Annotated in this window: 21 protein-coding genes; 6 read left to right on the top strand and 15 right to left on the bottom strand. The window is 65.6% G+C overall.

Going from position 1 to position 21,824, the window contains the following annotated elements; genetic code table 11:
• Positions 1-43: 43 nt before the first annotated feature.
• Entirely contained in the window at positions 44-1,138 is a 1,095-nt protein-coding gene (locus WN73_RS38440) for a lysine-2,3-aminomutase-like protein (RefSeq protein ID WP_161535017.1), read from the bottom strand.
• Complete coding sequence (epmA, locus tag WN73_RS38435; RefSeq protein ID WP_028171304.1) at positions 1,135-2,199, bottom strand: EF-P lysine aminoacylase EpmA; 1,065 nt, start codon at positions 2,197-2,199, stop codon at positions 1,135-1,137. The genes WN73_RS38440 and epmA overlap by 4 nt, the downstream gene beginning before the upstream one ends.
• 162 nt (positions 2,200-2,361) lie before the next feature.
• Between epmA and efp the strand changes: the two genes are divergently transcribed.
• The 3 genes from efp (at position 2,362) to WN73_RS38420 (ending at position 5,652) form a co-directional block, all read left to right on the top strand.
• Positions 2,362-2,928: an elongation factor P gene (gene efp, locus WN73_RS38430; RefSeq protein WP_011087158.1), complete on the top strand. Its 567-nt coding sequence runs from the start codon at positions 2,362-2,364 to the stop codon at positions 2,926-2,928.
• 24 nt (positions 2,929-2,952) lie between these two features.
• Positions 2,953-4,575: a peptidoglycan DD-metalloendopeptidase family protein gene (locus WN73_RS38425; RefSeq protein WP_011087157.1), complete on the top strand. Its 1,623-nt coding sequence runs from the start codon at positions 2,953-2,955 to the stop codon at positions 4,573-4,575.
• Between the two features lie 168 nt (positions 4,576-4,743).
• Positions 4,744-5,652 carry an amino acid ABC transporter substrate-binding protein gene (locus WN73_RS38420; RefSeq protein ID WP_011087156.1) on the top strand — a complete coding sequence of 303 codons (909 nt, stop codon included), beginning with the start codon at positions 4,744-4,746 and terminating at the stop codon, positions 5,650-5,652.
• Positions 5,653-5,758: 106 nt separating this feature from the next.
• Here WN73_RS38420 and WN73_RS38415 read toward each other — a convergent pair whose 3' ends face one another.
• Both WN73_RS38415 and WN73_RS38410 read right to left on the bottom strand, forming a co-directional pair.
• Positions 5,759-6,262 carry a cupin domain-containing protein gene (locus WN73_RS38415; protein ID WP_028171302.1) on the bottom strand — a complete coding sequence of 168 codons (504 nt, stop codon included), beginning with the start codon at positions 6,260-6,262 and terminating at the stop codon, positions 5,759-5,761.
• Positions 6,263-6,291: 29 nt separating this feature from the next.
• A complete protein-coding gene (locus tag WN73_RS38410) occupies positions 6,292-6,771 on the bottom strand; it encodes a carboxymuconolactone decarboxylase family protein (RefSeq protein WP_028171301.1) in 480 nt (159 codons plus the stop codon).
• A gap of 54 nt (positions 6,772-6,825) precedes the next feature.
• Between WN73_RS38410 and WN73_RS38405 the strand changes: the two genes are divergently transcribed.
• Positions 6,826-7,356 carry a MarR family winged helix-turn-helix transcriptional regulator gene (locus WN73_RS38405; RefSeq protein WP_161535019.1) on the top strand — a complete coding sequence of 177 codons (531 nt, stop codon included), beginning with the start codon at positions 6,826-6,828 and terminating at the stop codon, positions 7,354-7,356.
• Between the two features lie 12 nt (positions 7,357-7,368).
• On the opposite strand, the gene WN73_RS38400 is transcribed toward WN73_RS38405, so the two are convergent.
• Entirely contained in the window at positions 7,369-7,545 is a 177-nt protein-coding gene (locus WN73_RS38400; RefSeq protein ID WP_166466011.1) for a hypothetical protein, read from the bottom strand.
• 137 nt (positions 7,546-7,682) lie between these two features.
• Between WN73_RS38400 and WN73_RS38395 the strand changes: the two genes are divergently transcribed.
• On the top strand, positions 7,683-8,906 hold the full coding sequence (locus tag WN73_RS38395; protein WP_271557412.1) for a lytic murein transglycosylase: 1,224 nt from the start codon (positions 7,683-7,685) through the stop codon (positions 8,904-8,906).
• A 134-nt stretch (positions 8,907-9,040) separates the two neighbouring features.
• Here the strand turns inward: WN73_RS38395 and WN73_RS38390 are convergent, their stop codons facing one another.
• The 3 genes from WN73_RS38390 to recJ all read right to left on the bottom strand — a co-directional run bounded on the left by WN73_RS38390 (position 9,041) and on the right by recJ (position 12,629).
• Positions 9,041-9,838, bottom strand: a complete 798-nt coding sequence (locus WN73_RS38390) for an aldolase (protein ID WP_271557410.1) — start codon at positions 9,836-9,838, stop codon at positions 9,041-9,043.
• A gap of 108 nt (positions 9,839-9,946) precedes the next feature.
• Complete coding sequence (locus tag WN73_RS38385) at positions 9,947-10,756, bottom strand: SDR family NAD(P)-dependent oxidoreductase (protein ID WP_271557408.1); 810 nt, start codon at positions 10,754-10,756, stop codon at positions 9,947-9,949.
• A gap of 31 nt (positions 10,757-10,787) precedes the next feature.
• The gene (gene recJ, locus WN73_RS38380; RefSeq protein ID WP_271557406.1) at positions 10,788-12,629 is read right to left on the bottom strand and encodes a single-stranded-DNA-specific exonuclease RecJ; all 1,842 of its coding nucleotides are present in this window, start codon (positions 12,627-12,629) and stop codon (positions 10,788-10,790) included.
• Between the two features lie 287 nt (positions 12,630-12,916).
• Between recJ and WN73_RS38375 the strand changes: the two genes are divergently transcribed.
• Positions 12,917-13,993 carry a methyl-accepting chemotaxis protein gene (locus WN73_RS38375; protein ID WP_271557404.1) on the top strand — a complete coding sequence of 359 codons (1,077 nt, stop codon included), beginning with the start codon at positions 12,917-12,919 and terminating at the stop codon, positions 13,991-13,993.
• Between the two features lie 195 nt (positions 13,994-14,188).
• On the opposite strand, the gene WN73_RS38370 is transcribed toward WN73_RS38375, so the two are convergent.
• The 7 genes from WN73_RS38370 to WN73_RS38340 form a co-directional block, all read right to left on the bottom strand.
• The gene (locus WN73_RS38370; RefSeq protein WP_271557402.1) at positions 14,189-15,199 is read right to left on the bottom strand and encodes a L,D-transpeptidase family protein; all 1,011 of its coding nucleotides are present in this window, start codon (positions 15,197-15,199) and stop codon (positions 14,189-14,191) included.
• A gap of 142 nt (positions 15,200-15,341) precedes the next feature.
• Complete coding sequence (locus WN73_RS38365) at positions 15,342-16,346, bottom strand: 4-hydroxythreonine-4-phosphate dehydrogenase PdxA (protein WP_271557400.1); 1,005 nt, start codon at positions 16,344-16,346, stop codon at positions 15,342-15,344.
• Positions 16,343-17,884 carry a tripartite tricarboxylate transporter permease gene (locus WN73_RS38360; protein WP_271557398.1) on the bottom strand — a complete coding sequence of 514 codons (1,542 nt, stop codon included), beginning with the start codon at positions 17,882-17,884 and terminating at the stop codon, positions 16,343-16,345. Before WN73_RS38360 ends, WN73_RS38365 begins: the two co-directional genes overlap by 4 nt.
• 11 nt (positions 17,885-17,895) lie before the next feature.
• The gene (locus WN73_RS38355) at positions 17,896-18,378 is read right to left on the bottom strand and encodes a tripartite tricarboxylate transporter TctB family protein (RefSeq protein WP_028171291.1); all 483 of its coding nucleotides are present in this window, start codon (positions 18,376-18,378) and stop codon (positions 17,896-17,898) included.
• A 225-nt stretch (positions 18,379-18,603) separates the two neighbouring features.
• Positions 18,604-19,596, bottom strand: coding sequence for a Bug family tripartite tricarboxylate transporter substrate binding protein (locus tag WN73_RS38350; RefSeq protein WP_271557394.1), 993 nt, complete (start codon positions 19,594-19,596; stop codon positions 18,604-18,606).
• Positions 19,597-19,644: 48 nt separating this feature from the next.
• Entirely contained in the window at positions 19,645-20,904 is a 1,260-nt protein-coding gene (locus WN73_RS38345) for a CaiB/BaiF CoA transferase family protein (RefSeq protein WP_271557393.1), read from the bottom strand.
• A 9-nt stretch (positions 20,905-20,913) separates the two neighbouring features.
• Positions 20,914-21,708 carry an enoyl-CoA hydratase/isomerase family protein gene (locus WN73_RS38340; RefSeq protein ID WP_060911862.1) on the bottom strand — a complete coding sequence of 265 codons (795 nt, stop codon included), beginning with the start codon at positions 21,706-21,708 and terminating at the stop codon, positions 20,914-20,916.
• Positions 21,709-21,824 lie beyond the last annotated feature (116 nt).

The raw sequence follows: 21,824 nt of genomic DNA, 5'->3' as shown, positions 1-21,824 counted from the left end.
TTCCGTTCCTCCATGCTCAAACCGGCGTCCACTCCGTCACCACTCACGTCTCGGGCGGATAGAGATGAACGTCCCCGCAATAGTCCACGATACGATAGCGCGTTTCCGTCGCCGCTTCACGTGCGTCGGGTGCGGTATTTTGTGCCGCCAACACATAGTTCGGCCCCACCGGCGACTTGCCGGCACCCCCGGGAATGTCGATGACGTAGTCAGGCTGACAAAGTCCTGACACCCGTCCGCGCAGCTGCCGCATCAGCTCCTGCCCCTCCGCCAGCGTGGTGCGCAGATGCGCAGTGCCCGGTGCGAGATCGCCGTGATGCAGATAGTACGGCTTGATCCGGCATTCGACGAAAGCTCGCATCAAATCCGACAAGGCCGTGACGTTGTCATTGACGCCGCGCAAGAGCACGGACTGGCTGACCATGGGAATCCCGGCATCGACGAGCCGCGCGCAGGCTGCGCGGGCGCCTTCCGTGAGCTCGCGTGCATGATTGGCATGCAGCGCAACCCAGGTGGTCGCGCCCGCAACCTTCAGCGCTGCGACCATCTCGTCGCTGACGCGCGCGGGGTCGGCGACGGGCACGCGGGTGTGAAGGCGGATGATCTTGACGTGATCGATGCCGGCGAGATCGGCCATGATCTCGCTCATGCGGCGCGGCGACAGCATGAGGGGATCGCCGCCGGTCAGGATCACCTCCCAGATCTCGTCGTGCGCGCGGATGTAATCAATGGCAGCACAATAAGCGCTGTCCGAGAGCGCGTTGTCCTTGCCGGGGCCGACCATCTCGCGGCGGAAGCAGAAGCGGCAATAGACCGCGCAGACGTGAACGAGCTTGAACAGCACGCGATCGGGATAGCGGTGCACGATGCCCGGGACCGGCGAATGCGGGTGATCTCCGATCGGATCGGCGCTCTCGCCCGGCTGCATCTCGAGCTCCGCGGCGGTCGGCACGAACTGGCGGGCGATGGGATCGTCAGGATCGGATGTGTCGATCAGCTCGACCAGCGCCGGCGTGATCGCGACCGCATAGCGCGCGGCAACGCGCTCCAGTGCGGGCAGCGCCGCGGCAGGCGCGAGGTGCTCGGCCACGAGCTCGGCCGGCTCGCGCAAGGTGCGTGCAAGATTGGTCTTCGTCATGTTTCACTCAGCGTTTCATTTGCGGGCGGCGTCCACACCACCTGATCAATCCGCGTTGCGCCGCTGGCCAGCATCACCAGCCGGTCGAAGCCGAGCGCGACGCCGCTCGCCTCCGGCATTGCGGCGACCGCGGCCAGAAAGTCCTCGTCCAGCGGATAGGCTTCGCCATAGCGGCGCTGCTTCTCCGCCATCGATTCGGTGAAGCGCCGGCGCTGCTCTTCGGCGTCGGTCAGTTCGCCAAAACCGTTGGCGAGTTCGACGCCGCAGGCATAGACCTCGAACCGTTCGGCGACCCTGGGATCGCCGGCCTTCACGCGCGCCAGTGCCGCCTCGGGAGATGGGTATTCGAACAGAATGGTCAAACGCCCCTGTCCCAGATGCGGCTCAACATGCTCGACCAGAACCTTGCTGAAGATGTCCGACCAGGTGTCGTCCCCGGCCACGCGGATCTTGCCGCCAGCCATTTGGGCGAGCGCGGCACGGTTACCCTCGTCACCCGAGATTGTCGACAGCAGATCGATGCCGGCGAACCGTTCAAAGGCGCCTGCGACCGTCAGGAGTTCCGGCTCGGCGAAGGGATCGGCGGTCCGGCCGCGGAAGGAGAAGGTCCCGATCCCGGTCGCCTGCGCCGCGCGGGCGATGACCACGACGGTGTCGGCCATGATGGCGTCATAAGGCGCACCGGCCCGGTACCATTCCAGCATGGTGAATTCGGGCAGATGCAGGTCGCCGCGCTCGCGGTCACGGAACACCCGGGCGAACTCGAAGATTCGGGGCTCGCCGGCCGCCAGCAGCTTCTTGCAGGCAAATTCCGGGGAGGTCCGCAGGTAGCGGCTGGCCCGGCTGCCGTCGGGCCGCACGATCTCGGTCCGGGGGGCGTGCAGATGGGTCTCATTGCCCGGGGAGACCTGAAGAACGGAGGTTTCGACCTCCATGAAGCCCTGCTCGGCGAAAAAGCCCCGTAAAGCCCCGGTCACGGCTCCCCTCGCCTGGAGGAACGGCCGCCGGTCGAGGTGGCGCTCGGGCGACCAGAACGGCGAAATCGGCTTGTCCCCAGCCATTAACCGACCACCCCAGCCATCAGCAAAGTGCTGGCATCCAACGGCAAAATCAGTATGTTGCGGCCCGAAACGGGCGCCGAGGTCTGATTTGAGGCCCCAAGTCCCCCATCAATTTGACCACGTCCTGGCCGGAGCCGGGCCAAGCAAGCAGGAAATACAGCTTTGAGAGTCATCGCCAGTTCTATTCGCAAGGGCAACGTGATCGAGCAAGACGGCAAGCTCTATGTCGTCGTGAGCGCCGAGAACATCCATCCCGGCAAGGGCACCCCGGTCAGCCAGATCGAAATGCGCCGAATCTCGGACGGGGTAAAGATCTCCGAGCGCTACAAGACCACCGACCAGGTCGAAAAGGCGACGATCGAAGAGCGCAACTTCACCTTCCTCTATGAAGACGGTGACGGCTACCACTTCATGAACCCTGAGACCTACGACCAGGTCCAGGTCTCCAAGGACGTGGTCGGCGACGCGGCCGCCTATCTTCAGCCAGACATGACCGTCAAGCTGTCGACCCACGACGTCAACGTGGTCTCGCTCGCGCTGCCGCAGCGCGTGACGCTGGAAGTGGTGGAGACCGAGCCGGTGACCAAGGGCCAGACCGCCTCGTCTTCCTACAAGCCCGCGGTGCTTTCCAACGGCATCCGCACCACCGTGCCGCCGCACATCGCCGTCGGCACCCGCATCGTGGTGATGACCGAAGACGGCTCCTACTCCGAGCGCGCCAAGGACTAAGCCAGGGATCGAGGATCGGAACAGGTGCCGCCGGGGGGCGAGACAGTGGATAGGAAGAGTTTCCGCTTCGTCTCGCTTCTTTTGGCGTCGCTGTCGCTCCTCACCGCCACTCCGCTCGCTGCGGACGAATTCCGCAGCCCCTCGCTCACGGCCCTGCGCGTCGATTGGCGCGCAGCGCTCGACCAGCTCCGCACCGAGATCAACAGCCACCCCCGGGCCGCGGACGATTTCATCTTCGTGCCTCGCCGTTCCGTGCCGCGCTACGATCCGCGCGCGATGCCGGCGCTGGTGCAGCTCAACGCAATCTCCTCCCAATTCTTCACCGGCATTGCCCGCAGCTCCGTGCCCGTGCTGCTGCCGTTCGACGCCGGCGCCTATCGCGAGGCCCAGCGCAACGGCGCGCCGCCGAGCCTGTCGCTGTCGCGCTATCAGGCTGATTTCAACCCCGTCGATATGTTCGACGCCGGCCCCGCCGGATATAGCGCGAGCTTCTCGCTCGAACCCGGCGCCGGTGACGGCATGCCGACGCGTGTCTTCGCAAGACCCGTCGAGGTGCAGATCACGGGCTCTGCGCTGCTCTATGACATCGCCGATCCCGCCGGCGGCAAGGGTGAGCCGGTCAAGCCGCTTGCAGCCCATTATCCGGACCTGCGCAGGTTCATCCGCGAAGGCTATGTGCGCTACGCCTTCACTCGGTTCGGCGTCGCCTATGTCGTCTCCATCCAGTGCCTGGACAGTGTCGCAAAACCGCGGCGGCTTGCCTGCAAGGAGGCCTATCCGGTTGCCGAACGCTTCCTGAAGGCGCTGCGCGTCGCCGGCGGCCAGCGCATGCGGCCGCTGATGGACGTTGCCTCCGACATCATCGATCGTCCTTCAGGGCGCTCGGCCGATTTCAGCTACCGGCCGAGCGGCGACATCATCCCGAACACCGGCTACCGCAACAAGAGCGGCCATCCGGACGTGATGGCCTATGCGCAGATCCGCTTCCCGCTGGAGAAGGCGCCCGCCTTCGTGCGCTCGCAATCCTACGGCAGGCGCGACAAGAACGAGAGTCCGACGGCCTACCCCTGGCGCGACAATTTCTGCGAGTCCCGCAGCTTCGAAGTCGGGCAATGCGGCGGCGGTTACGGCCACCAGGGCGAGGACATCCGCGCCGCCGAGTGCCCGCCGCCCGGCGAAGGTCGCGCCCCCTGCGATCCCAAGCAGCGCGCCGTCGTCGCCGTGCGCGACGCCATCGTGATCCGCGCATCCAAGGACCAGGCCGCGACGCTCGAGATCAACAGCCGCACCGAGCACATGCGCTTCCGCTACATGCACATGAACCCGCAGGTGATGAACGCCGACGGCGTGCTCAACGGCCGCATCGTGACCGAAGGCGAGAAGATCGGCGTGGTCTCGAACTATCTCGACCATCCCGCCGGCACGTCGATGCATCTGCATTTCGACGTCCAGGTGTTCACCCGCGACGGCTGGATCTGGGTCAGCCCCTACGTCACGCTGGTCTCCGCCTATGAGCGGCTGATCCGTGCCCGCGGCCGCGAGGTCGGCCCGGAGATCGCGGGCGGCCCGCAGCCTGTGGCACATGCGCTGCCTGAGGACGTGATCAAGCCGGATCAGCGCGAGGGCTCGAGCAGCGAGGAGAATTGAGGCAACTCGCGCCTCACCGCGCGGCGCGCCTCGATGACGATCTCATGACGCCCCTTTCGGCGCACGAGGCTTAAGCGGATCGGCGTCCCGACCTCCCCGAACGACCCGGCCTTCTCTGGCCCCAGAATTGCTTGGCTTCCGGCAAGCAAACTGGAGAAAGGGAAGCACATGCGTTGTCTGACCACGGCGGTCATCGTGGCCGTCGCATTCGCCGTGCCGGCTCATGCGCAGGAATTGACCGGTACGCTGAAGAAGATCAAGGAGACCGGCGCGATCACGCTCGGGGTGCGCGACAGTGCAGTGCCCTTCAGCTATATCGACGAGAAGCAGAAGACCGTCGGCTACGCCATCGACATCTGCATGAAGATCGTCGAGGAGATCAAGGCCGAGTTGAAGCTGGACAAGCTCGCGGTCAACGAGAACCTCGTCACCTCGTCCAACCGCATTCCACTGATGGCGAACGGCACCATCGACCTCGAATGCGGCTCGACGACCAATAACGCCGACCGCCAGAAGCAGGTGTGGTTCACCAACACGCATTTCCTCACGGCGAGCCGCTTCGTGTCGAAGAAGGCTTCGAAGCTCGATCAGGTCGATGACCTCAAGGGCAAGGCCGTCGTCTCGGTCGCGGGCACCACCAACATCACCCAGCTCAACAAGGCCAACGCCGCGCGCGCGCTCGGGATCAACGTCATGAATGCAAAGGACGTCCCCGAGGCGTTCCTGATGGTCGAGACTGACCGGGCCGAGGCCTTCGTCATGGACGACATCCAGCTCGCGGCCATGATCGCCTCAGCGAAGGATCCGTCGCTCTACGCCATCAGCTCCGGCGCCTTCTCCGATCCGGAGCCCTACGGCATCATGCTGCGCAAGGACGACGCACAGTTCAAGGCCGTGGTCGATCGTGCCACGGCAAAACTCTACAAGAGCCCGGAGATCGAGAAGATCTACAACAAATGGTTCATGGAGCCGGTGCCGCCGCGCGGCCTGAACTTCCACGTGCCGATGCCGGTGTCGATGAAGAAGTCGTTCGAGCACCCGTCCGACAATCCCGATCCGGCGTCGTATGGTGGCTGACGAGATCGCGGAGCACGCCGATCGTATAGTCGGGATGCGCGAAGCGACATCCGGGATGTTCACGACAACTGTTCCCGGGTGTCGCTTCGCTCGCCAGGGCTACGAACTAGTCCAGAAACGTCGTTAGCTGCGCGCCCTCGTCCGCCACGAACACCGCGATCAATTCCGCCGGCTGCGTGGCGCTGGCATTCGCCGACACCAGATGCGTCGCGCCGGGCGGCTCGAAGAAGGACTGGCCGACGCCAAACGTCTCGACCGGGCCGCCACCGAGCTGGGAGCGGATCTCGCCCTTGGTGACGTAGGCGGTCACCGAGCCCGCGTGGCGATGCGGCCGCGTAAATCCGCCGGGGCCGTAGAAAACGCGCACGATGGTCACGCGCTTGCCCGGCACATTCGGCAATGCATAGGAGCCGATCGGCTCGACCTTGTCGAGCGGCGAACTCTCCGCGGCTGTCGCGCAGAGCGGCGCGAGCGCGCCGGATACGGTCTCCATCGTCAGCGGCAGCGCCTTGCCGATCGCGAGTGCGCAGGCGAGCCCGCCGACAACGGCCAGCGCCATTGAACGCGACGGCACCGGGCGTTGCGTGGTGGCCAGACTCATTGCTGTCATGACAACCTCCCCTTTTTCCCTGATGGCAATCAGGATGCGGCGGCATTCGTTGCGACCGGCCGCTTCGCCGGCGTCCAGCGATAGGCCGCGCCAAACCGGTTCCAGACGTTGATCGAGGCGACCGCCGAGGTCAGGTACATCAGCTCGGACTCGGAGAATTCGCTGGTCACTTCCGCGTAGACCTCGTCGCTGACGCCGTCGGGCAGGAAGGTCAGGGCTTCGGTCCAGGCCAATGCCGCACGCTCGCGCGCCGAGTAGATCGGTGCCTCGCGCCAGACCGCGACCAGATTGAGCTTGTCCACGGGCACGCCGATGCGCTCCGAGAGCAGGATATGATGCTGCACGCAGAAGGCGCAGCCGTTGATCTGCGAGGCGCGCAACTTGACCAGCTCGAGAAGCTGCTTGTCGAGGCCGGCCTTGGCCGCAGCCTGGCCCAGCGCCAGCACCAGATCATACGCATCGGGCGCGATCCGCTTGAAATCCTCATATTCGCTGCGGGCGTGTGACATTGCCGTGCACCTCATGTTATTGTAAGAGTACTTATACTGTATAAGAGCTCTTATATGCCGCGCAAGGCCGCTGACTTCACAAGATCGAAAAGCCCGCGGAAGGCCTCCGCCGCTTCCGACGGGAGTGCGGTCCGCGTGCCCGCCCCGGGGGAAGGCAAACGCGGCGAGCAAGGCTATCTCGGCTATCTGCTGCGCCAGGCCCATGCCGCGGTCCGCCTGACGATGGAACGGACGCTCGCCGATCTCGGCGTGACCTCGCCGCAATTTGCCGTGCTGACAATGCTGAACGCCTATCCAGGCCTGTCGGGCGCCGACGTCGCCCGCCTCACCTTCCTGACGCCGCAGACGGTCGGCGTCATCATCCGCAACCTCGAACGCGACGGCGCGATTGCGATGACGCCTCATCCCGTCCACGGCCGCATCCAGCAATGGACGCTGACGCCGCGCGGCGCGACGCTGCTCAAGGCTTGCCGGGATCGGGTAATCGCGCTGGAGAAGCGCATCGCCCGGAATCTGGATAGCAAGGCGGAAACAACGGTCCGGCGCTGGCTCGCCGGAATCGCGGCCGATTTGCAGGACGACTAGACCGCGCCGGGACTAGCCCTGGTCGCCGAAGCCTCCGTCGCCGCCATCGGCATCCGACAAGTCGCCGACGGCGCCATCGCCCTGAATGCCTCGGCCAAAGTTTTCCGCAATGATCATCAGGATCACGACGAACAGCCCTGCGCCGAACGGCCAGGGATTGGCACGGATGATGTCGAACAGCTCCCGCATGCGCGCATTCTGCATGACAAGAGCGAACCGACCGTAAAGCGGCTGACCGAAAAATCGGGGAACGTGCGGCGGGGCGCCTGTTCCCTACGTTCCAGGAACCGGCTCACAGGAGCCTTGTTTCCCGCTACAATGTGTCCATGAAACAAGCTGATTCCTCGCCCACCCGCCGCACCTTGCTGAAATCCGCGCTCGGCGCGGCAGCCTTCGCCGCGTCACCCACCTACGCCCTCGCCACGCCGCCAGGCTTCGACGAATGGCGCGAGTCTTTTCGCGCACGCGCAATGGCGAAAGGCATTTCGGCCGCGACCTGGCAGCGAGCAATGGCGCGGGTCGAGCCCGACATGAGCGTGTTCAAGCAGATGCGCAACCAGCCCGAATTCCACGAGCAGGTCTGGCAATACATCAACCGCCGCGTCTCCGACTGGCGCATCATCAACGGCAAGATCGCGCTGAAGAACAACGAGGCCCTGCTCGCGCGCATCGAGCGCGACTTCGGCGTCGAGCGCGGCACGCTGCTGGCGCTGTGGGGCGTCGAGTCCGCTTATGGCGATCCGCTGGTGCAGCAGAACCACATGACGCCGGTGTTTCCCTCGCTCGCCGCGCTCGCCTGGAACGAGCCGCGCCGCAAGGCCTATTGGGAGACCGAGCTGATCAACGCGCTGCGCATCGTCGACAAGGGCTGGAGCACGCCGGAGGAGATGAAGGGCTCCTGGGCCGGTGCGATGGGGCATTCGCAATGGATGCCCGAAGTCTGGCTCAATGTCGGCATCGACTATGACGGCGACGGCAAGGTGTCGCCATTCGGCAAGCCCGACGACGCGCTGGGCTCGACGGCAAAGTACCTCGTCAATCGCGGCAAGTGGCGCCGCGGCGAGCATTGGGGCTACGAGGTGCGCGCATCCGGCGACATGAGCGGCGGCCGCACCTATGCGGCATGGCAGGCCGCCGGCGTCACCCGCGCCGACGGCCAGCCGTTTCCGCAAGCCTCCGCGACCGCACAGATCTGGACGCCGGTCGCAGGCGGACCGACCTTCTTGCTGGGGCCCAATTTCTACTCGGTGAAGAGCTACAATCCCTCGATGAACTATGCGCTGGCGATCTGCCATCTCGGCGACCGCTGCCTCGGCGCACCGCCTTTCATCCAGCCCTTCCCCGGCTCCGAGCGCGCGCTGACGCTGGCCGAAGTGCAGGAGATGCAGACGCGGCTGACCAAGGCCGGGTTCGACACCGGCGGCACCGACGGCCGCGTCGGCAACGACACCATGAAGGCGATCAAGGATTTCCAGCAACGCGCGGGGATCACGCCGGCGGACGGCTATGGCGGGCTGAAGGTGCTGGCGCGGCTGCGGCAGGGGTCGTAGGAGCTGGTCATTCCGGGGCGCGCGAAGCGCGAACCCGGAATCCATCGTGCAGCAAGCGACGCAGAAAAATGGATTCCGGGCTCGCGCCAAGTGGCGCGCCCCGGAATGACACTGTGGGTGACGCGCCCCCTGCCTCAGTGCCTGTACTGCGGCTCCTCGGCATCAAGCTGTCTACGGATCGCAGCCAGGTGTAACCGCGCGGATTCGGAATCGCCCTCGCGCATCTGCTTGTAGGTCTCGGCCGCAATCGCGGGATCGACGGGCAACACCTTGCGCCCCGTCGACATCGCCAGCACCTGCACCTCGGCGGCGCGCTCGAGGTAGTAGAGATCGTCCCAGGCTTCCGCGATGGTCGGCGCCAGCACCATCACGCCGTGATGCTTCATGAAGACGATGTCGGCATCGCCGACGGCGGATGCGATCCGCGCGCCTTCGCGGTTGTCGAGCGCAAGGCCGTTGTAGTCGCGGTCGACCGCGGTGCGGCCGTAGAATTTCAGCGCGGTCTGGCCGGCCCAGATCAGGGGATCGCCCTCGGTCATCGACAGCGCGGTGGCGTAGGGCATGTGGGTGTGGAACGCGACCTTGGCGCGCGGCAGGCGCTTGTGCATCTCGGCGTGGATGTAGAACGCCGTCGCCTCGGGTACGCCCTCGCCGTCGAGCACGTTGCCGTGGAAGTCGCATATCAAGAGCTTTGACGCGGTCAGCTCGCGGAAGGCGTAGCCGTAGGGGTTGACGAGGAACAGGTCGTCGTGGCCCGGCACCACGGCCGAGAAGTGGTTGCAGATGCCCTCCTCAAAACCGTTGCGCGCGGCCATGCGGAAGCAGGCGGCGAGATCCTCGCGCGCGGTGCGGATCGCGTCGGTGGCGAGGTCCGGCCGGTTCGAGCGGAATGGCGCCGGCGTGGATGACGAGGAGTGAAGGCTGTGCGCCATGGCGAAGGACACCTTTGTCGGTCGAGAGCTGCCCGCCTTGTACAGGGCCGACGCCTGCGCGTCAGCCCCCGCGGGCGCCACCCTGCCCTTCGCAGCCCGCGCGGCGGCTTATTGCCGCCGCGGCACGCCGCCGGCGTTCATACCGCCGTCGATCACGAGCTCGCTGCCGGTAACGTAACGCGAGGCATCTGACGCCAGATACAGCACGCCGGAGGCAATCTCCGCGGCCTGCCCGGCACGGGCAAGCGGCGTGACGACCCGGGCCCGTTCTTCCGGATCGATCGGCGCATTGCCCTGGTTGCCGGTCGCCCCCGTCGGGATCTTGCCCCAGATCGGGGTGTCGATGATGCCGGGATGAACGGAATTGACGCGAATGCCATCACCCACGGCCGCGCACTCCATCGCGATCGATTTCGCAAACAGCCGCACGCCGCCTTTGGTCAGCGAATAGGCCGACAGCCCGGGCGCACCACGCAGGCCCGCGAGCGAGGACATCATGACGATCGAGCCGCCGCCGGTCTTGCGCATCAAAGGCAGGCAATGCTTGACCGAGAGAAACACGCCGTCGAGGTTGATCGCGTTCTGCTTGCGCCAGTCACCGAGCGTCATGTCGACGATCGAGGGCACGGCAATGCCGATGCCGGCATTGGAGACCATGATGTCGAGCTGGCCGTAGCGCTTGGCGATCTCGGCGACGATCTCGATCCAGCGTTCCTCGCTGCTGACGTCCTGCTCCAGGAAGATCGCCTTGCCGCCGGCCTTTGTGATGCGCTTGGCGAGCTCGGGGCCGCGCAACTCGTCGACGTCGGTTGCGATGACGGTGGCGCCCTCGCGCGCGAACAGCTCGACGATCGCCTCGCCGATGCCGGAGGCGCCGCCCGTCACCAGCGCGACCTTGCCCTCAACCTGCCCTGCCATGTTCACTCCCTTTTCTTGTTGTTTGAGGCCGCTACTTAATCACGGATGGCCCCTGGTCCGGTAGCGCGACGTCGATGACGCGGAACTGCACACGCTCGGCGCCCTGATAGCGGTCGACCGACAACGATCCCGCGACATGCAATTGCTGACCGCGATTGGCGACCAACGCGTTGCCGAGTTTTTGTCCGACCGAACGGAAGGCGATCCCGTTGACGATGGCGCCATCGCCGGACTTGAAGCGCAAACGCAGATGCGCCTGGCCGACCTCATCGGCATAGACGAGCTGATGCGCCGGCAGCGCCAGCACGGCTTCCGGATTGCCGCTGCCAAAGGGCCCTGCGCGGTTGAGCGTCGCCGCAAGCTCCGTCGTCACTGCGCGCGCAGAGACGGCGCCGTCGATATAGAGCTCGTTGACGTGGCGCGCCTCCGCGACGTCGCGCGCCAGCGCATTTTCAAGATAGGCGCGGAATTCGGCGAGCTTCTCCTTGCGCAGCGTCACGCCCGCGGCCATCGCATGGCCGCCGCCTTTGAGCAGGATGCCGTCGGAGACCGCCTGCCGCACCGCCTTGCCGATGTCGACGCCGGCGATCGAGCGGCCCGAGCCGGTGCCGATGCCGCCGGGCTCGAGTGCAATCGCAAAGGCGGGCCGCGAAAACTTCTCCTTCAGACGGGAAGCGACGAGGCCAACCACGCCGGGGTGCCAGCCTTCGGACGCCGTGACGATGACGCCGAGCTTGTCCTCCAGTCCGATCGAGGCCAGCGCCTCGGCCTCGGCTTGCGCTTCCGCGGCCTGCTCGATGACACGGCGTTCGGTGTTGAGGCGATCGAGTTCAGCCGCGATCCGCGCGGCTTCGACGCTGTCGCCTTCGAGCAAGAGCCGCACGCCGAGATCGGCGCGGCCGATCCGGCCGCCGGCATTGACCCGCGGCCCCAGCATGAAGCCGAGATGCCAGGCCTCCGGCGGGCCGTTGAGCCGCGCCACGTCCATCAGCGCGGTGTGGCCGACATGATCGCGCCGCCGCATCGCGATCAGCCCCTTGGCGACGAAGGCGCGGTTGAGTCCGATCAATGGCGCGACATCGGCGACCGTGCCGAGCGCGACGTGATGCAGCATGCCGAGCAGATCGGGCTCGGGCATCTCCGCATTCCAGAAGCCGCGTTGGCGCAATTCGCGATTGACCGCGACCAGCGTCACCAGCACGAGACCGACCGCGGCGAGATGGCCAAGGCCCGAGAGATCGTCGAGCCGGTTCGGATTGACCAGTGCGTCGACCAGCGGCAGCTCCGTCCCGGCCTGGTGGTGATCGATCACGACCACGGACATGCCGAGGCGCTTGGCCTCAGCCAGCGGCTCGATGCTCGTGGTGCCGCAATCGACGGTGACGAGCAGCGTGGCGCCCTTCGCGGCCAGCCCGCGCACGGCTTCGGTATTGGGCCCGTAGCCCTCGAAGATCCGGTCGGGAATGTGGATCAGCGGATCGAGCCCGCAATGGCGCAGGTGCCAGGCCAGCAGCGCCGCCGACGTCGCGCCATCCACATCGTAGTCGCCGAAGATCGCGACCTTCTCGCCCTTCGCCGCGGCATCGGCGATGCGCTTTGCGGCGGCCTCCATCTCCGTCACCGTGAAGGGGTCCGGCATGAGCTTGCGGATGGTCGGGTCCAGGAAGTCCGGCACCGCGTCGATATCGACCCCGCGCCCCGCCAGAACCCGCGCCAGCAGTTCCGGCAACTGGTGCCGCTGCACAATGGCGAGCGCCTGGGCCGCCCCGCGGGCGTCCAGCCGGTCGCGCCAGAGCTTGTCGGTGAGCGAGCGCGTCACCCCCAGGAACGCCTGGGGCGCTTCGACGGGCAAGGCGGTGGCGGGCGGCGTCATGACGAGCGGCAATCTGTTGGGAACTCGAGGTTCGGGCGAACACGCGAGGCGCCCGGTCACTGGCTTAAGGGGATTGGCCAGGAAACCCCGGCGATTTGCAACGGCCGGGCTGCACAAAGCGGTGGATGGCCAGCCGACGGGCCGGAGTGACTATCATTTGGGCATTCCACCGAACAGCAAATTAAGCAGGCGTTAGGCGGAATCCTCGAAAAAGAATCGTATTCGATCTGTAAGCGATTGTTCCGGGTTCATTGCAGATCAGGCCTCATTGCCAAGGGAACTCCCCGATGTCTGCTGCGCTGGGTCTGAAAGCCAAGCCGATTGCCGCCGAACCCGCTGAAGATGATTCCGACATTTCCGCGCTGATCAACCGCCTCACCGCGGAGGTCAACCAGATCGCGGTCGACAAGACCAAGGCGATCCAGCAGATCACCAACCAGATGAAGATGCTGGCGCTGAACGCGCTGATCGAGAGCTCGCGCGCCGGCGCGCAAGGCGCGGGCTTCGCAGTGGTGGCGCAGGAGGTGCGCGGCGTCGGCCAACAGGTCGAGACCATCGCGCGCGAGCTCGAAACCCAATTGACGAAACGCACCGGGGATCTCGTCGCCTCGATCGACCGCATGAGCCAGCGCTCGCGCGGCGAGCGCATGGTCGACCTGTCGCTCAATGCGGTCGAACTGATCGACCGCAACCTCTATGAGCGCACCTGCGACGTGCGCTGGTGGGCCACCGACTCCGCCGTGGTCGATTGCGCGGCCTCGCCTGCTCCGGCGGCAGTCACCTACACCTCGCAGCGCCTCGGCGTCATCCTCGGCGCCTACACCGTCTATCTCGACCTCTGGCTCTGCGACCTCGACGGCAACGTCATCGCCAATGGCCGCGCCGACCGCTTTCGCGTCGTCGGCCAGAACATCGCCCACACCAAATGGTTTCGCGAGGCGCGGACCTTGCGCTCCGGCGACGACTATGTCGCCGGCGACGTCGAGAACCAGCCGCTGCTCGGCAACGCGCAGGTCGCGACCTATTGCGCCAGCGTCCGCGCCGGCGGCCAGGCCAACGGCTCGCCGATCGGCGTGCTCGCCATCCATTTCGACTGGGAGCCGCAGGCCCGCGCCATCGTCCAGGGCGTGCGCGTCGGCGACAGCGACAAGGCGCGCGTGCTGCTGGTCGACTCCAATTTCCGCGTGATCGCGGCCTCCGACGGCCATGGCATTTTGAGCGAGCGCATCTCGCTGTCGCTGAACGGCCAGCGCTCCGGCTTCTATCACGACCGCTCGGGCACGATGATCGCGTTCCATGCGACACCCGGCTACGAGACCTATCGCGGCCTCGGCTGGTATGGCGTGATCATCTGCGGAGCCTGAGGCCAGGATCCGTCCGCTCGATAAAAAATCGCAAAACAACCCCATACACAGTAGCCGGGCGTTGTTTTCATTGGTGTTTTTCCTGCAGCTCAAGCTGTTTTGACGCGTCGGGCAAAACAGTGGCATTATGCGACTATTCCGAAATCCGAAAACGCGCTCGTTGCCTTGGGCCGACGACCGCCGTGTGAGCGCCCCTCACTTGGCGCCCTCCACAAAGGCGACCGGCGTGCCTTTCGCGACGCTCGCAGCGACGCGTTCGGCGTCCCAATTGGTGAGACGCACGCAGCCGTGAGATTCCGCTTTGGAAATCTTGTCCGGCGAAGGCGTGCCGTGAATGCCGTAGCCTTCGGCGGACAAGTTGATCCACACCGTTCCAACCGGATTGTTCGGACCTGGCTTGATGGTAAAGGGCTTGCGCGAACGGACGCCCTTGAAGTGATAGGCGGGATTGTAGCGATAGAGCGGATTCTTGCTGACTTCGGTGACCTTGAGCGTGCCTGAGGGCGACGGCTTGTCCTCGCTTCCCACAGTCGCCGGATAAAATCCGATCAGCGCATTCGACTTGTCGAACAGTTTGACGGTCTGCCTGACCTTGTCGACCTCGACCCTGTCTGCCTTCGCAGGCGCACCCTCCCCCGCACTGGCAGTGTCCACCACGACGATGGTGTCGCCGGCGCGATCAAAACGACGCCCGGGATTGAGCGCCGCCAGGAGCTGCTCGCTCATGTGAAATTTCTCGGCCAGGGCTTCGCGCGGACTGGTGAAGCCGAGCTTCGGGATGTCCTTCATGTCCTCCATCTTCGACGGCAGCTTGTTCAGGAAAGGACCCGCCACGTCCCGCTCGGTGATTGTGTAGGTCAGCGTGACCGGCCGCTCGTCCGCCCGCAGCGCCTTCCAAACCTCCTCCGTCGGAGCCTCCGAGCCCGGCAACTGCCGGGCTTCCGCATAGGCGCGTAGCGCCTTCTTCGCATTCTCCCCGAACCTGCCGTCGATCTCGCCGGGCGAGAAATGCGCCCTGTCCAGAAGCACTTGCAACCGCACGCCCGCCGGAGTCGGCTTTTCGTTCGAGAGAGTCTTCTTCGATGGCTCGGCGGACTCGATGACGGCCGGGCTGATCTCGGCCGCGAACGCGGGTGCTGCCGCCAGAACAAGGATCAGAACGATGCAGAATACCCGGGCGCGATCGACCGACCGGGCGCTCATCATCGTCCTTCGCGACCCGCGATCGCCCATGTGCCAGCTCCGGGATGGAGACATTCACCGAATTGGCAACTCGGAGCGACCACGGAAGTTTCTAGTTTTTCCCGAGGGCGACTGGCGCAGCCGACGAGCTAGTGCCCGTGGTCGATCACCCAGCACGGCGCCCGGCCATCTCCGCCGCGAGCAGCAGCGCGGCGCGGCTGGCGCCGATCGATGCGATGCCCTGGCCTGCGATGTCGTAGGCGGTGCCGTGCGCGGGCGTGCAGATCGGGAATGGAAAGCCGCCGAGCAAGGTCACGCCGCGATCGAAGCCCATCAGCTTCATCGCGATCTGACCCTGGTCATGATACATCGTCAGCACCGCATCGAAGGCGCCGCCCTTGGCGCGCAGGAACACGGTGTCGGCCGGGAACGGCCCCTCCGCCGCGATGCCCTCGCGCTGGCCGGCCGCGACCACCGGCTCAATCATGTCGATCTCCTCGCGGCCGAAATTGCCGCCGTCGCCGGCGTGAGGATTGAGACCCGCAACCGCGATGCGCGGGCGCGCGAAGCCGGCGTTGCGCATGCAAGCATCGGTCAGTTTCAGCGCGCGGTGGATGCGTTCGCTGGACAGCTTTGCAGCCACATCCCTAAGCGGGATGTGGGACGTGACCCGCGCGTTCCAGAGCCGGTCCAGCACGTTGAACTCGCTGGCCGGCGTCTTGAGGCCGACCACCTCCGCGGAAAACGCGATCTCGTCGTCATACTCGGCGCGGGCAAGGCGCATCGCCTGCTTATTGAAGGGGGTGAAGCAGACCGCATCGACGCGGCCGTCGCGGCCGAGTTCGAGCGCGTGCCGGTAATTGGTCAGCGCGAATTTTCCGCCGGCAAGCGTCGCGGTCTTCGGCTCGACGTCCCTGGGATCGAGGTGGCGAAGATCGACAAACAGCGCGTCGCCCTGCGCCGATCGAAGGTCGGCCCCCTGCTCCACCATGGTCAGGTCCGGCTTGACGCCCGCAACGTGCGCGCCCTCGTCGAAGATGCGGCGGTCGCCGATCACCACGAGCCGGCAGCTCGCGCGGATGTCGCCCTCCACCACGAGCTTCGCCGTCAGCTCCGGGCTGATGCCGGCGGGATCTCCCATCGCCAGTGCAATGAGCGGCTTTGCGGTCATATGATCACCTTCTCCTGAGCTGTCGTCTCATTCCTGTCGGATGGCGTGGGCTTGCGCAGCAAACGCGCGAGCTGCAACGCGAGCGGAAGCAGCAGCAGCGCGATGCCGGCCACGATCAGGCACGTCACCAGCTTGTTCGCAAAGAAGATCCCGAGCGATCCCTTCGACATCAGCATCGACTGCCGGAACGCATCCTCGGCCTTGTCGCCGATGACGATCGCGAGCACCAGCGGCGCCAGCGGATAGAACAGCTTCTTGAAGAGATAGCCGACGATTCCGAAGCCGAGCATCATCACCACGTCGAGATAGGAGTTCGACACCGAATAGGCGCCGACGACGCAGATGATCACGATCAGGGGCGCGATGACCACGAACGGGATTCGCATCAAGGCGGCGAAGACCGGAACGGTCAGCAGCACCAGCGCAACCGCGACGATGTTGCCGACATACATCGAGGCGATCAGGCCCCAGACAAAATCCTTCTGGTCGACGAACAGCATCGGCCCTGGATTGAGGCCCCAGATCATGAGCCCGCCCATCATGACGGCCGCGGTCGCCGAGCCTGGAATGCCGAGCGAGAGCATCGGCAGCAGCGCGCTGGTGCCCGCGGCATGATCGGCCGTCTCCGGCGAGATGATGCCTTCGACCTCGCCGGTGCCGAAATATCGGCCGCGGCGCGAGAAGCGGCGGGCGATGCCGTAGCTCATGAAGGATGCGGCGGTCGGGCCGCCCGGCGTGATCCCCATCCAGCACCCGATCGCGGCGCTCCGCAGCAGCGCAACGCTATGCCGCGGCAGGCGGCCGACTGCGCGAAACACCTCGCGCCAATCGATCTTCGAGGAGACGGCGCGGGCATGGAATTCCTCCTCGACGGCAACCAGCAGTTCGCCGATGCCGAACAGACCCATCACCGCGACGACGAAGTTCACCCCTTTGACCAGCTCGTCGATGCCCATGGTCAGCCGGACGCTGCCCGAGACGGTGTCGATGCCGATGGCGGCGATCGCAAAGCCGATCGCGAGCGCCACGACGGTCTTGATCGGGGCCGCCCCGCCCATGCCGACGAAACTTGCAAAGGCCAGGAAATAGACCGCAAAATATTCCGCTGGCCCGAAGGCGAGCGCGACCTGCGCCACCCAGGATGCGAGGAAGGTGATCAGGATGACACCGACCAGCGCGCCGAACGCAGCCGACCCGAAGGCGGTCGCGAGTGCCGTCGTCGGCCGGCCGTCGCGCGCCATCGGATAGCCGTCGAAGGTGGTTGCGACAGAGGACGGCTCGCCGGGAATGTTGAACAGGATCGAGGTCACCGAGCCGCCGAACAGCGCGCCCCAGTACATGCTGGAGAGCAGGATGATCGCCGACACCGGCTGCATGCCGAAGGTCAGCGGCAAGAGCAGCGACACCCCGTTCGGCGCGCCCAGCCCCGGCAGCACGCCGACGAGAATGCCGAGCAGCACGCCGACCGCCATCAGCAGCAGATGCGGCACGGTGATCGCGATGGTGAAGCCGTGCAGGAGTTCCCCAAGATTGTCCATCGGCCTCTCCGTCAGATGCCGAACGCGGCGGCGAGCGCGCCATGCGGCAGGCTGACCTGGAACATGCGCTCGAACACGACGTAGAGCGCGAGCGCCGTTGCCGCCGCCATCGCCAGCGCGCGTGGCACGGATTGGTGCCTCGGGATCGCCAGCACGGCGAAGACGTACAGGCTTGAGGCGATGTACATCCCGACCAGCGGGATCGCGGCAACGAAGATCGCGGCCGGCACGAACAGGCCGGCAAGCCGGCGCAGCTCGAGCGGTGTGATCGCGATGGGAACGCTTGCGAGCGTCGTCGCCGGCAGAAGACCTCTCACCAGATTGTAGAGGCTTCCGAGCACGATGATGATTCCGGTCAGGAACGGGAACGTGCCGGCATCCACGCCCGCGCTCGACCAGCCGATGCCGTTGTCGAGGCTGGAGACGACGACGGCCACACCAAAGCTGCCGGTGAGGATAGCGGTCGCAAGCTCAAGCGCGCGGCGTGAGATCATCGAGAGCTCCGTTCGAGCGGCGTGCCACGGCCAGTGAATGACGCACGCGTCTTCCAAGCCATCAAGTGTCGTCCCGGCGAAAGCCAGGACCCATAACCCCAGGGAGAAGTTTGACGAGGCCTGGAAGCCAAGTCGGTACCACCACCAACGCTCCACGATAGATCACGCGGTGTGGGTCCCGCCGTTCGCCGGGACGACAGTGGAGATTGTGGCACGATGGTCGCCTCACTTGACCAGCCAGCCCTGCTCGCCCGCAACCTGCTTGACGTGCTCAAGGTCCTCCTTGATGAACTTGTCGAGCTCGGCGCCGGTCAGGAACGTGTCGACCTGGGAGGTCTTCTCGATGTAGTCCTTCCATTCCGGCGTCGCCTGCACCTTCTTCATGAGGTCGACATAGAACGCGGCCTGATCCGGCGTGACCTTGCCGGGCAGCCACACCGTCCGCGGCTGCTCATATTGCTTGATGTCGAGCCCCTGCTCGGCGCAGGTCGGAACGTCGCTCCAGCCTTCAGTCGCGGTGACCTTGGGACCCTGCGGCAGCCGTTTCGGGCTGAAAACGCAAAGCGGTCGCTGCGTGCCGCCACGCCATTGCCCGAGGCTCTCGCTGGGATTGTTGACGTGGGAGTCGAGGTGTCCGCCGGCGAGCTGCACGGCGGTCTCGGCGCCGCTCTTGAAGGGGATGTAGGTCAGCTTGACCTTGCCGGCCTTCTCGATCATGCGGGTCAGCACCTCGTCGGTGTCCTTCGACTGCGCGCCGCCCATCTTGAATTCGCCCGATGCGGCCGCCTTCAGATAGTCCCCCGCCGTCTTGTAGGGCGCATCCTGCTTGACCCACAGCAGGAACTCGTCCTGCGCCATCGCCGCGATCGGGGTGAGATCGGTGTAGTTGAAGGCGACCTTGGAGACGAGCGGCTGCTGCCAGGCGTTCGACGTTCCGAAGATCACCTTGTAGGGATCGCCTGCGGACGCCTTGCCGTAGACATAACCTTCGGCGCCGCTGCCGCCGCCCTTGTTGACGACGACGATGGGCTGCTCCGTCAGCTTGTACTTGGTGACGATGTTCTGCACCGCACGGGCGAGATTGTCGGTGCCGCCGCCCGGTCCGGCGGTGGCCACGAACTCGATCGGCTTTTGCGGTTGCCAGGCCGCAAACGCCGGGACCGTGCCGGCGAGCACGGTCGCGGCTGCGGAAAGCAGAAGTGTTGACGTCCGACCCATGATTTCCTCCAGTTCTTATGTTCTGTTTTATTTGTTGTATCGAACCGGTCAGGCGACGCGTTCCTCGCGTCTGTCTGCGGCTGAAACGATTGCGCCTTCTTGCTCGAGCGCTTCGATCTGCTTCTGGTCGAACCCATGTTCGGCCAGCACCTCGCGGGTATGCTCACCGTAGACCGGGGCGCCCGAGAGCACTTTGCCTGGGGTCTCCGAAAACTTGACCGGAAGCCCGATCGTCTTCACGGGACCGAGCGTGGAATGCTCGACCTCGACGACCATCTCGCGCGCCAGCGTCTGCGGATCGCTGAGCGCCTCCAGCATGTCGTGCACGGGGCCGCACGGCACGCCCTTCTCATCGAGTGCCGCAAGCCAATGCACCCGCGACCGGGTGCGGAAGCGCTCGCTCAGGACGGCCTCGAGCTCCTTCAGATGCGCCATGCGGTCGGCCCCCGTGACGAAGCGCGGATCGGAGGCGAGCTCGCTGGCACCGAGCGCCTCCAGCATCAACAGCCAATGCTTCTTGTTGGCGCCGCCGACCACCAGCCAGCCGTCCGAGGCCTCGAAGGCCTGGTACGGCGCGTTGAGCGGATGCGCCGAGCCCATCGCGCGCGGCGCGGTGCCCGCGGCCAGCGCGATCGTGGACTGCCAGTAGGTCTGCACCAGGGCCGCCTCGTAAAGCGAGGTCTCGACCCACTGCCCTTCGCCAGTCTTGAGCCGATGCGTATAGGCGGCAAGGATACCCATGCTCGCGAGCAGGCCGGCGGTGATGTCGGACAGCGGCGGGCCGCATTTGACGGGCGGACCATCCGGGCGTTCGCCGGTAAAGCTCATGATGCCGCTCATCGCCTGCGCGACGAGGTCAAAACCGCGGCGGTGCTTGTAGGGGCCGGTGCGGCCGAAGCCGGACAGCGAGCAGTAGATCAGCGATGGATACTGCTTGTGCAGGTCTTCATAGCCGAAGCCGAGGCGCTCCATGGCGCCCGGCGCGAAATTCTCGACCAGCACGTCGGCGTCCGCGATCAGCCGCCGCAGCACCTTCTTGCCGCCATCGGTCTTGAGGTCCAGCACGATGCCGCGCTTGTTGCGGTTCATCATCAGGAAGGAGGCCGCCTCATCGCCGATCTTGGGCGGCACCGAATGGCGGGTGTCGTCGCCGTTCGGCCATTTCTCGATCTTGATGACGTCCGCGCCCATGTCGGCGAGCATCAAGGTGCAGGTCGGCCCCGCCATGACATGGGTGAGATCGATGACCTTGAGGCCGGCAAGCGGTCCCGAACGGCGAGAGGTGGATTGCGATCGATCGCTTTGCATCGGCCCGTCCTATTGGCCGCGCCATTGCGGCGCGCGCTTGTTGAGGAAAGCATCGAGCCCTTCGCGAAAATCCTGGCTCGTGTAGCACATCAGGATGAGGTCTTCCCCCTCGTCCCGGGTCAGCCGCCTTTGCAGGCGCGCCACCGCCTGCTTGGTCGCGGTCAGCGTCAGCGGCGCGTGGCTGGCCAGCAGGCGAGCGACCTCGTCGGCACGCCTGTCCAGGGCCGCGATATCCTCGACGACCTCGCCGAGCAGCCCGACGCTGGCGGCTTCAGCGGCGTCAATGAGGCGCGCGGTGAAGATCAGATCCTTGACGCGCGCAGCGCCGATGAGCGCGGTGAGACGGCTGACATTGGACATCGACAGGCAGTTGCCGAGCGTCCGGGCGATCGGAAATCCGATTTTGGCGCTGTTCGTGCCGATGCGCAGGTCGCAGGCCGCGGCGATGCCCGCCCCGCCGCCGGTGCAGAACCCGTTAATCGCGGCGATGGTCGGGACCCGGCACTGCTCGAGCGTGGTGAGCACGCGGTCGATGCGGTTCTCGTAGTCGATCGCGTCCTGCGGCGTCTTGAACTCGCGGAACTGGTTGATGTCGGTGCCGGAGGCGAAGGCCTTGTCGCCGGCCCCGCGCAGCACCAGCACCTTGAGGGAATGATCGCGGTCGGCCTCTTCGCAGATCGCCGCGAGCCGTTCGTACATGGCGAAGGTGAAGGCATTGCGCGCCTGCGGACGGTTGAAGGTGATCCGCCCGATGCCGTCCTGACGTTCAAAAACGAGGTCGTCCGCCTCCGCAGCGTGGTCCATTTCCTCATGCCCTCTTGTTTTTTACATTTTTGAATGCAGAATCTGCGATTAGCAAGCTGGAACTTGCATATTTCGACCGATTACTGCGTTTTTGCATTCAAATTGGAGCCGCCTGC

It is taken from the genome of Bradyrhizobium sp. CCBAU 45394 (assembly GCF_028128655.1).
Lineage (GTDB): Bacteria > Pseudomonadota > Alphaproteobacteria > Rhizobiales > Xanthobacteraceae > Bradyrhizobium > Bradyrhizobium diazoefficiens.
Note: the sequence above shows the minus strand (reverse complement) of the source record. Positions and strands in the feature narration are given on the sequence as shown.

Coding starts and splice junctions, on each gene's coding strand:
- WN73_RS38345 (WP_271557393.1), bottom strand. CDS start 20,904: ATGCAAAGCGATCGATCGCAATCCACCTCTCGCCGTTCGGGACCGCTT.
- WN73_RS38375 (WP_271557404.1), top strand. CDS start 12,917: ATGTCTGCTGCGCTGGGTCTGAAAGCCAAGCCGATTGCCGCCGAACCC.
- WN73_RS38405 (WP_161535019.1), top strand. CDS start 6,826: ATGCCGCGCAAGGCCGCTGACTTCACAAGATCGAAAAGCCCGCGGAAG.
- recJ (WP_271557406.1), bottom strand. CDS start 12,629: ATGACGCCGCCCGCCACCGCCTTGCCCGTCGAAGCGCCCCAGGCGTTC.
- WN73_RS38400 (WP_166466011.1), bottom strand. CDS start 7,545: ATGCGGGAGCTGTTCGACATCATCCGTGCCAATCCCTGGCCGTTCGGC.
- WN73_RS38355 (WP_028171291.1), bottom strand. CDS start 18,378: ATGATCTCACGCCGCGCGCTTGAGCTTGCGACCGCTATCCTCACCGGC.
- WN73_RS38365 (WP_271557400.1), bottom strand. CDS start 16,346: ATGACCGCAAAGCCGCTCATTGCACTGGCGATGGGAGATCCCGCCGGC.
- WN73_RS38350 (WP_271557394.1), bottom strand. CDS start 19,596: ATGGGTCGGACGTCAACACTTCTGCTTTCCGCAGCCGCGACCGTGCTC.
- epmA (WP_028171304.1), bottom strand. CDS start 2,199: ATGGCTGGGGACAAGCCGATTTCGCCGTTCTGGTCGCCCGAGCGCCAC.
- WN73_RS38440 (WP_161535017.1), bottom strand. CDS start 1,138: ATGACGAAGACCAATCTTGCACGCACCTTGCGCGAGCCGGCCGAGCTC.
- WN73_RS38370 (WP_271557402.1), bottom strand. CDS start 15,199: ATGATGAGCGCCCGGTCGGTCGATCGCGCCCGGGTATTCTGCATCGTT.
- WN73_RS38415 (WP_028171302.1), bottom strand. CDS start 6,262: ATGACAGCAATGAGTCTGGCCACCACGCAACGCCCGGTGCCGTCGCGT.
- WN73_RS38340 (WP_060911862.1), bottom strand. CDS start 21,708: ATGGACCACGCTGCGGAGGCGGACGACCTCGTTTTTGAACGTCAGGAC.
- WN73_RS38395 (WP_271557412.1), top strand. CDS start 7,683: ATGAAACAAGCTGATTCCTCGCCCACCCGCCGCACCTTGCTGAAATCC.
- WN73_RS38360 (WP_271557398.1), bottom strand. CDS start 17,884: ATGGACAATCTTGGGGAACTCCTGCACGGCTTCACCATCGCGATCACC.
- WN73_RS38390 (WP_271557410.1), bottom strand. CDS start 9,838: ATGGCGCACAGCCTTCACTCCTCGTCATCCACGCCGGCGCCATTCCGC.
- WN73_RS38385 (WP_271557408.1), bottom strand. CDS start 10,756: ATGGCAGGGCAGGTTGAGGGCAAGGTCGCGCTGGTGACGGGCGGCGCC.
- WN73_RS38410 (WP_028171301.1), bottom strand. CDS start 6,771: ATGTCACACGCCCGCAGCGAATATGAGGATTTCAAGCGGATCGCGCCC.
- WN73_RS38420 (WP_011087156.1), top strand. CDS start 4,744: ATGCGTTGTCTGACCACGGCGGTCATCGTGGCCGTCGCATTCGCCGTG.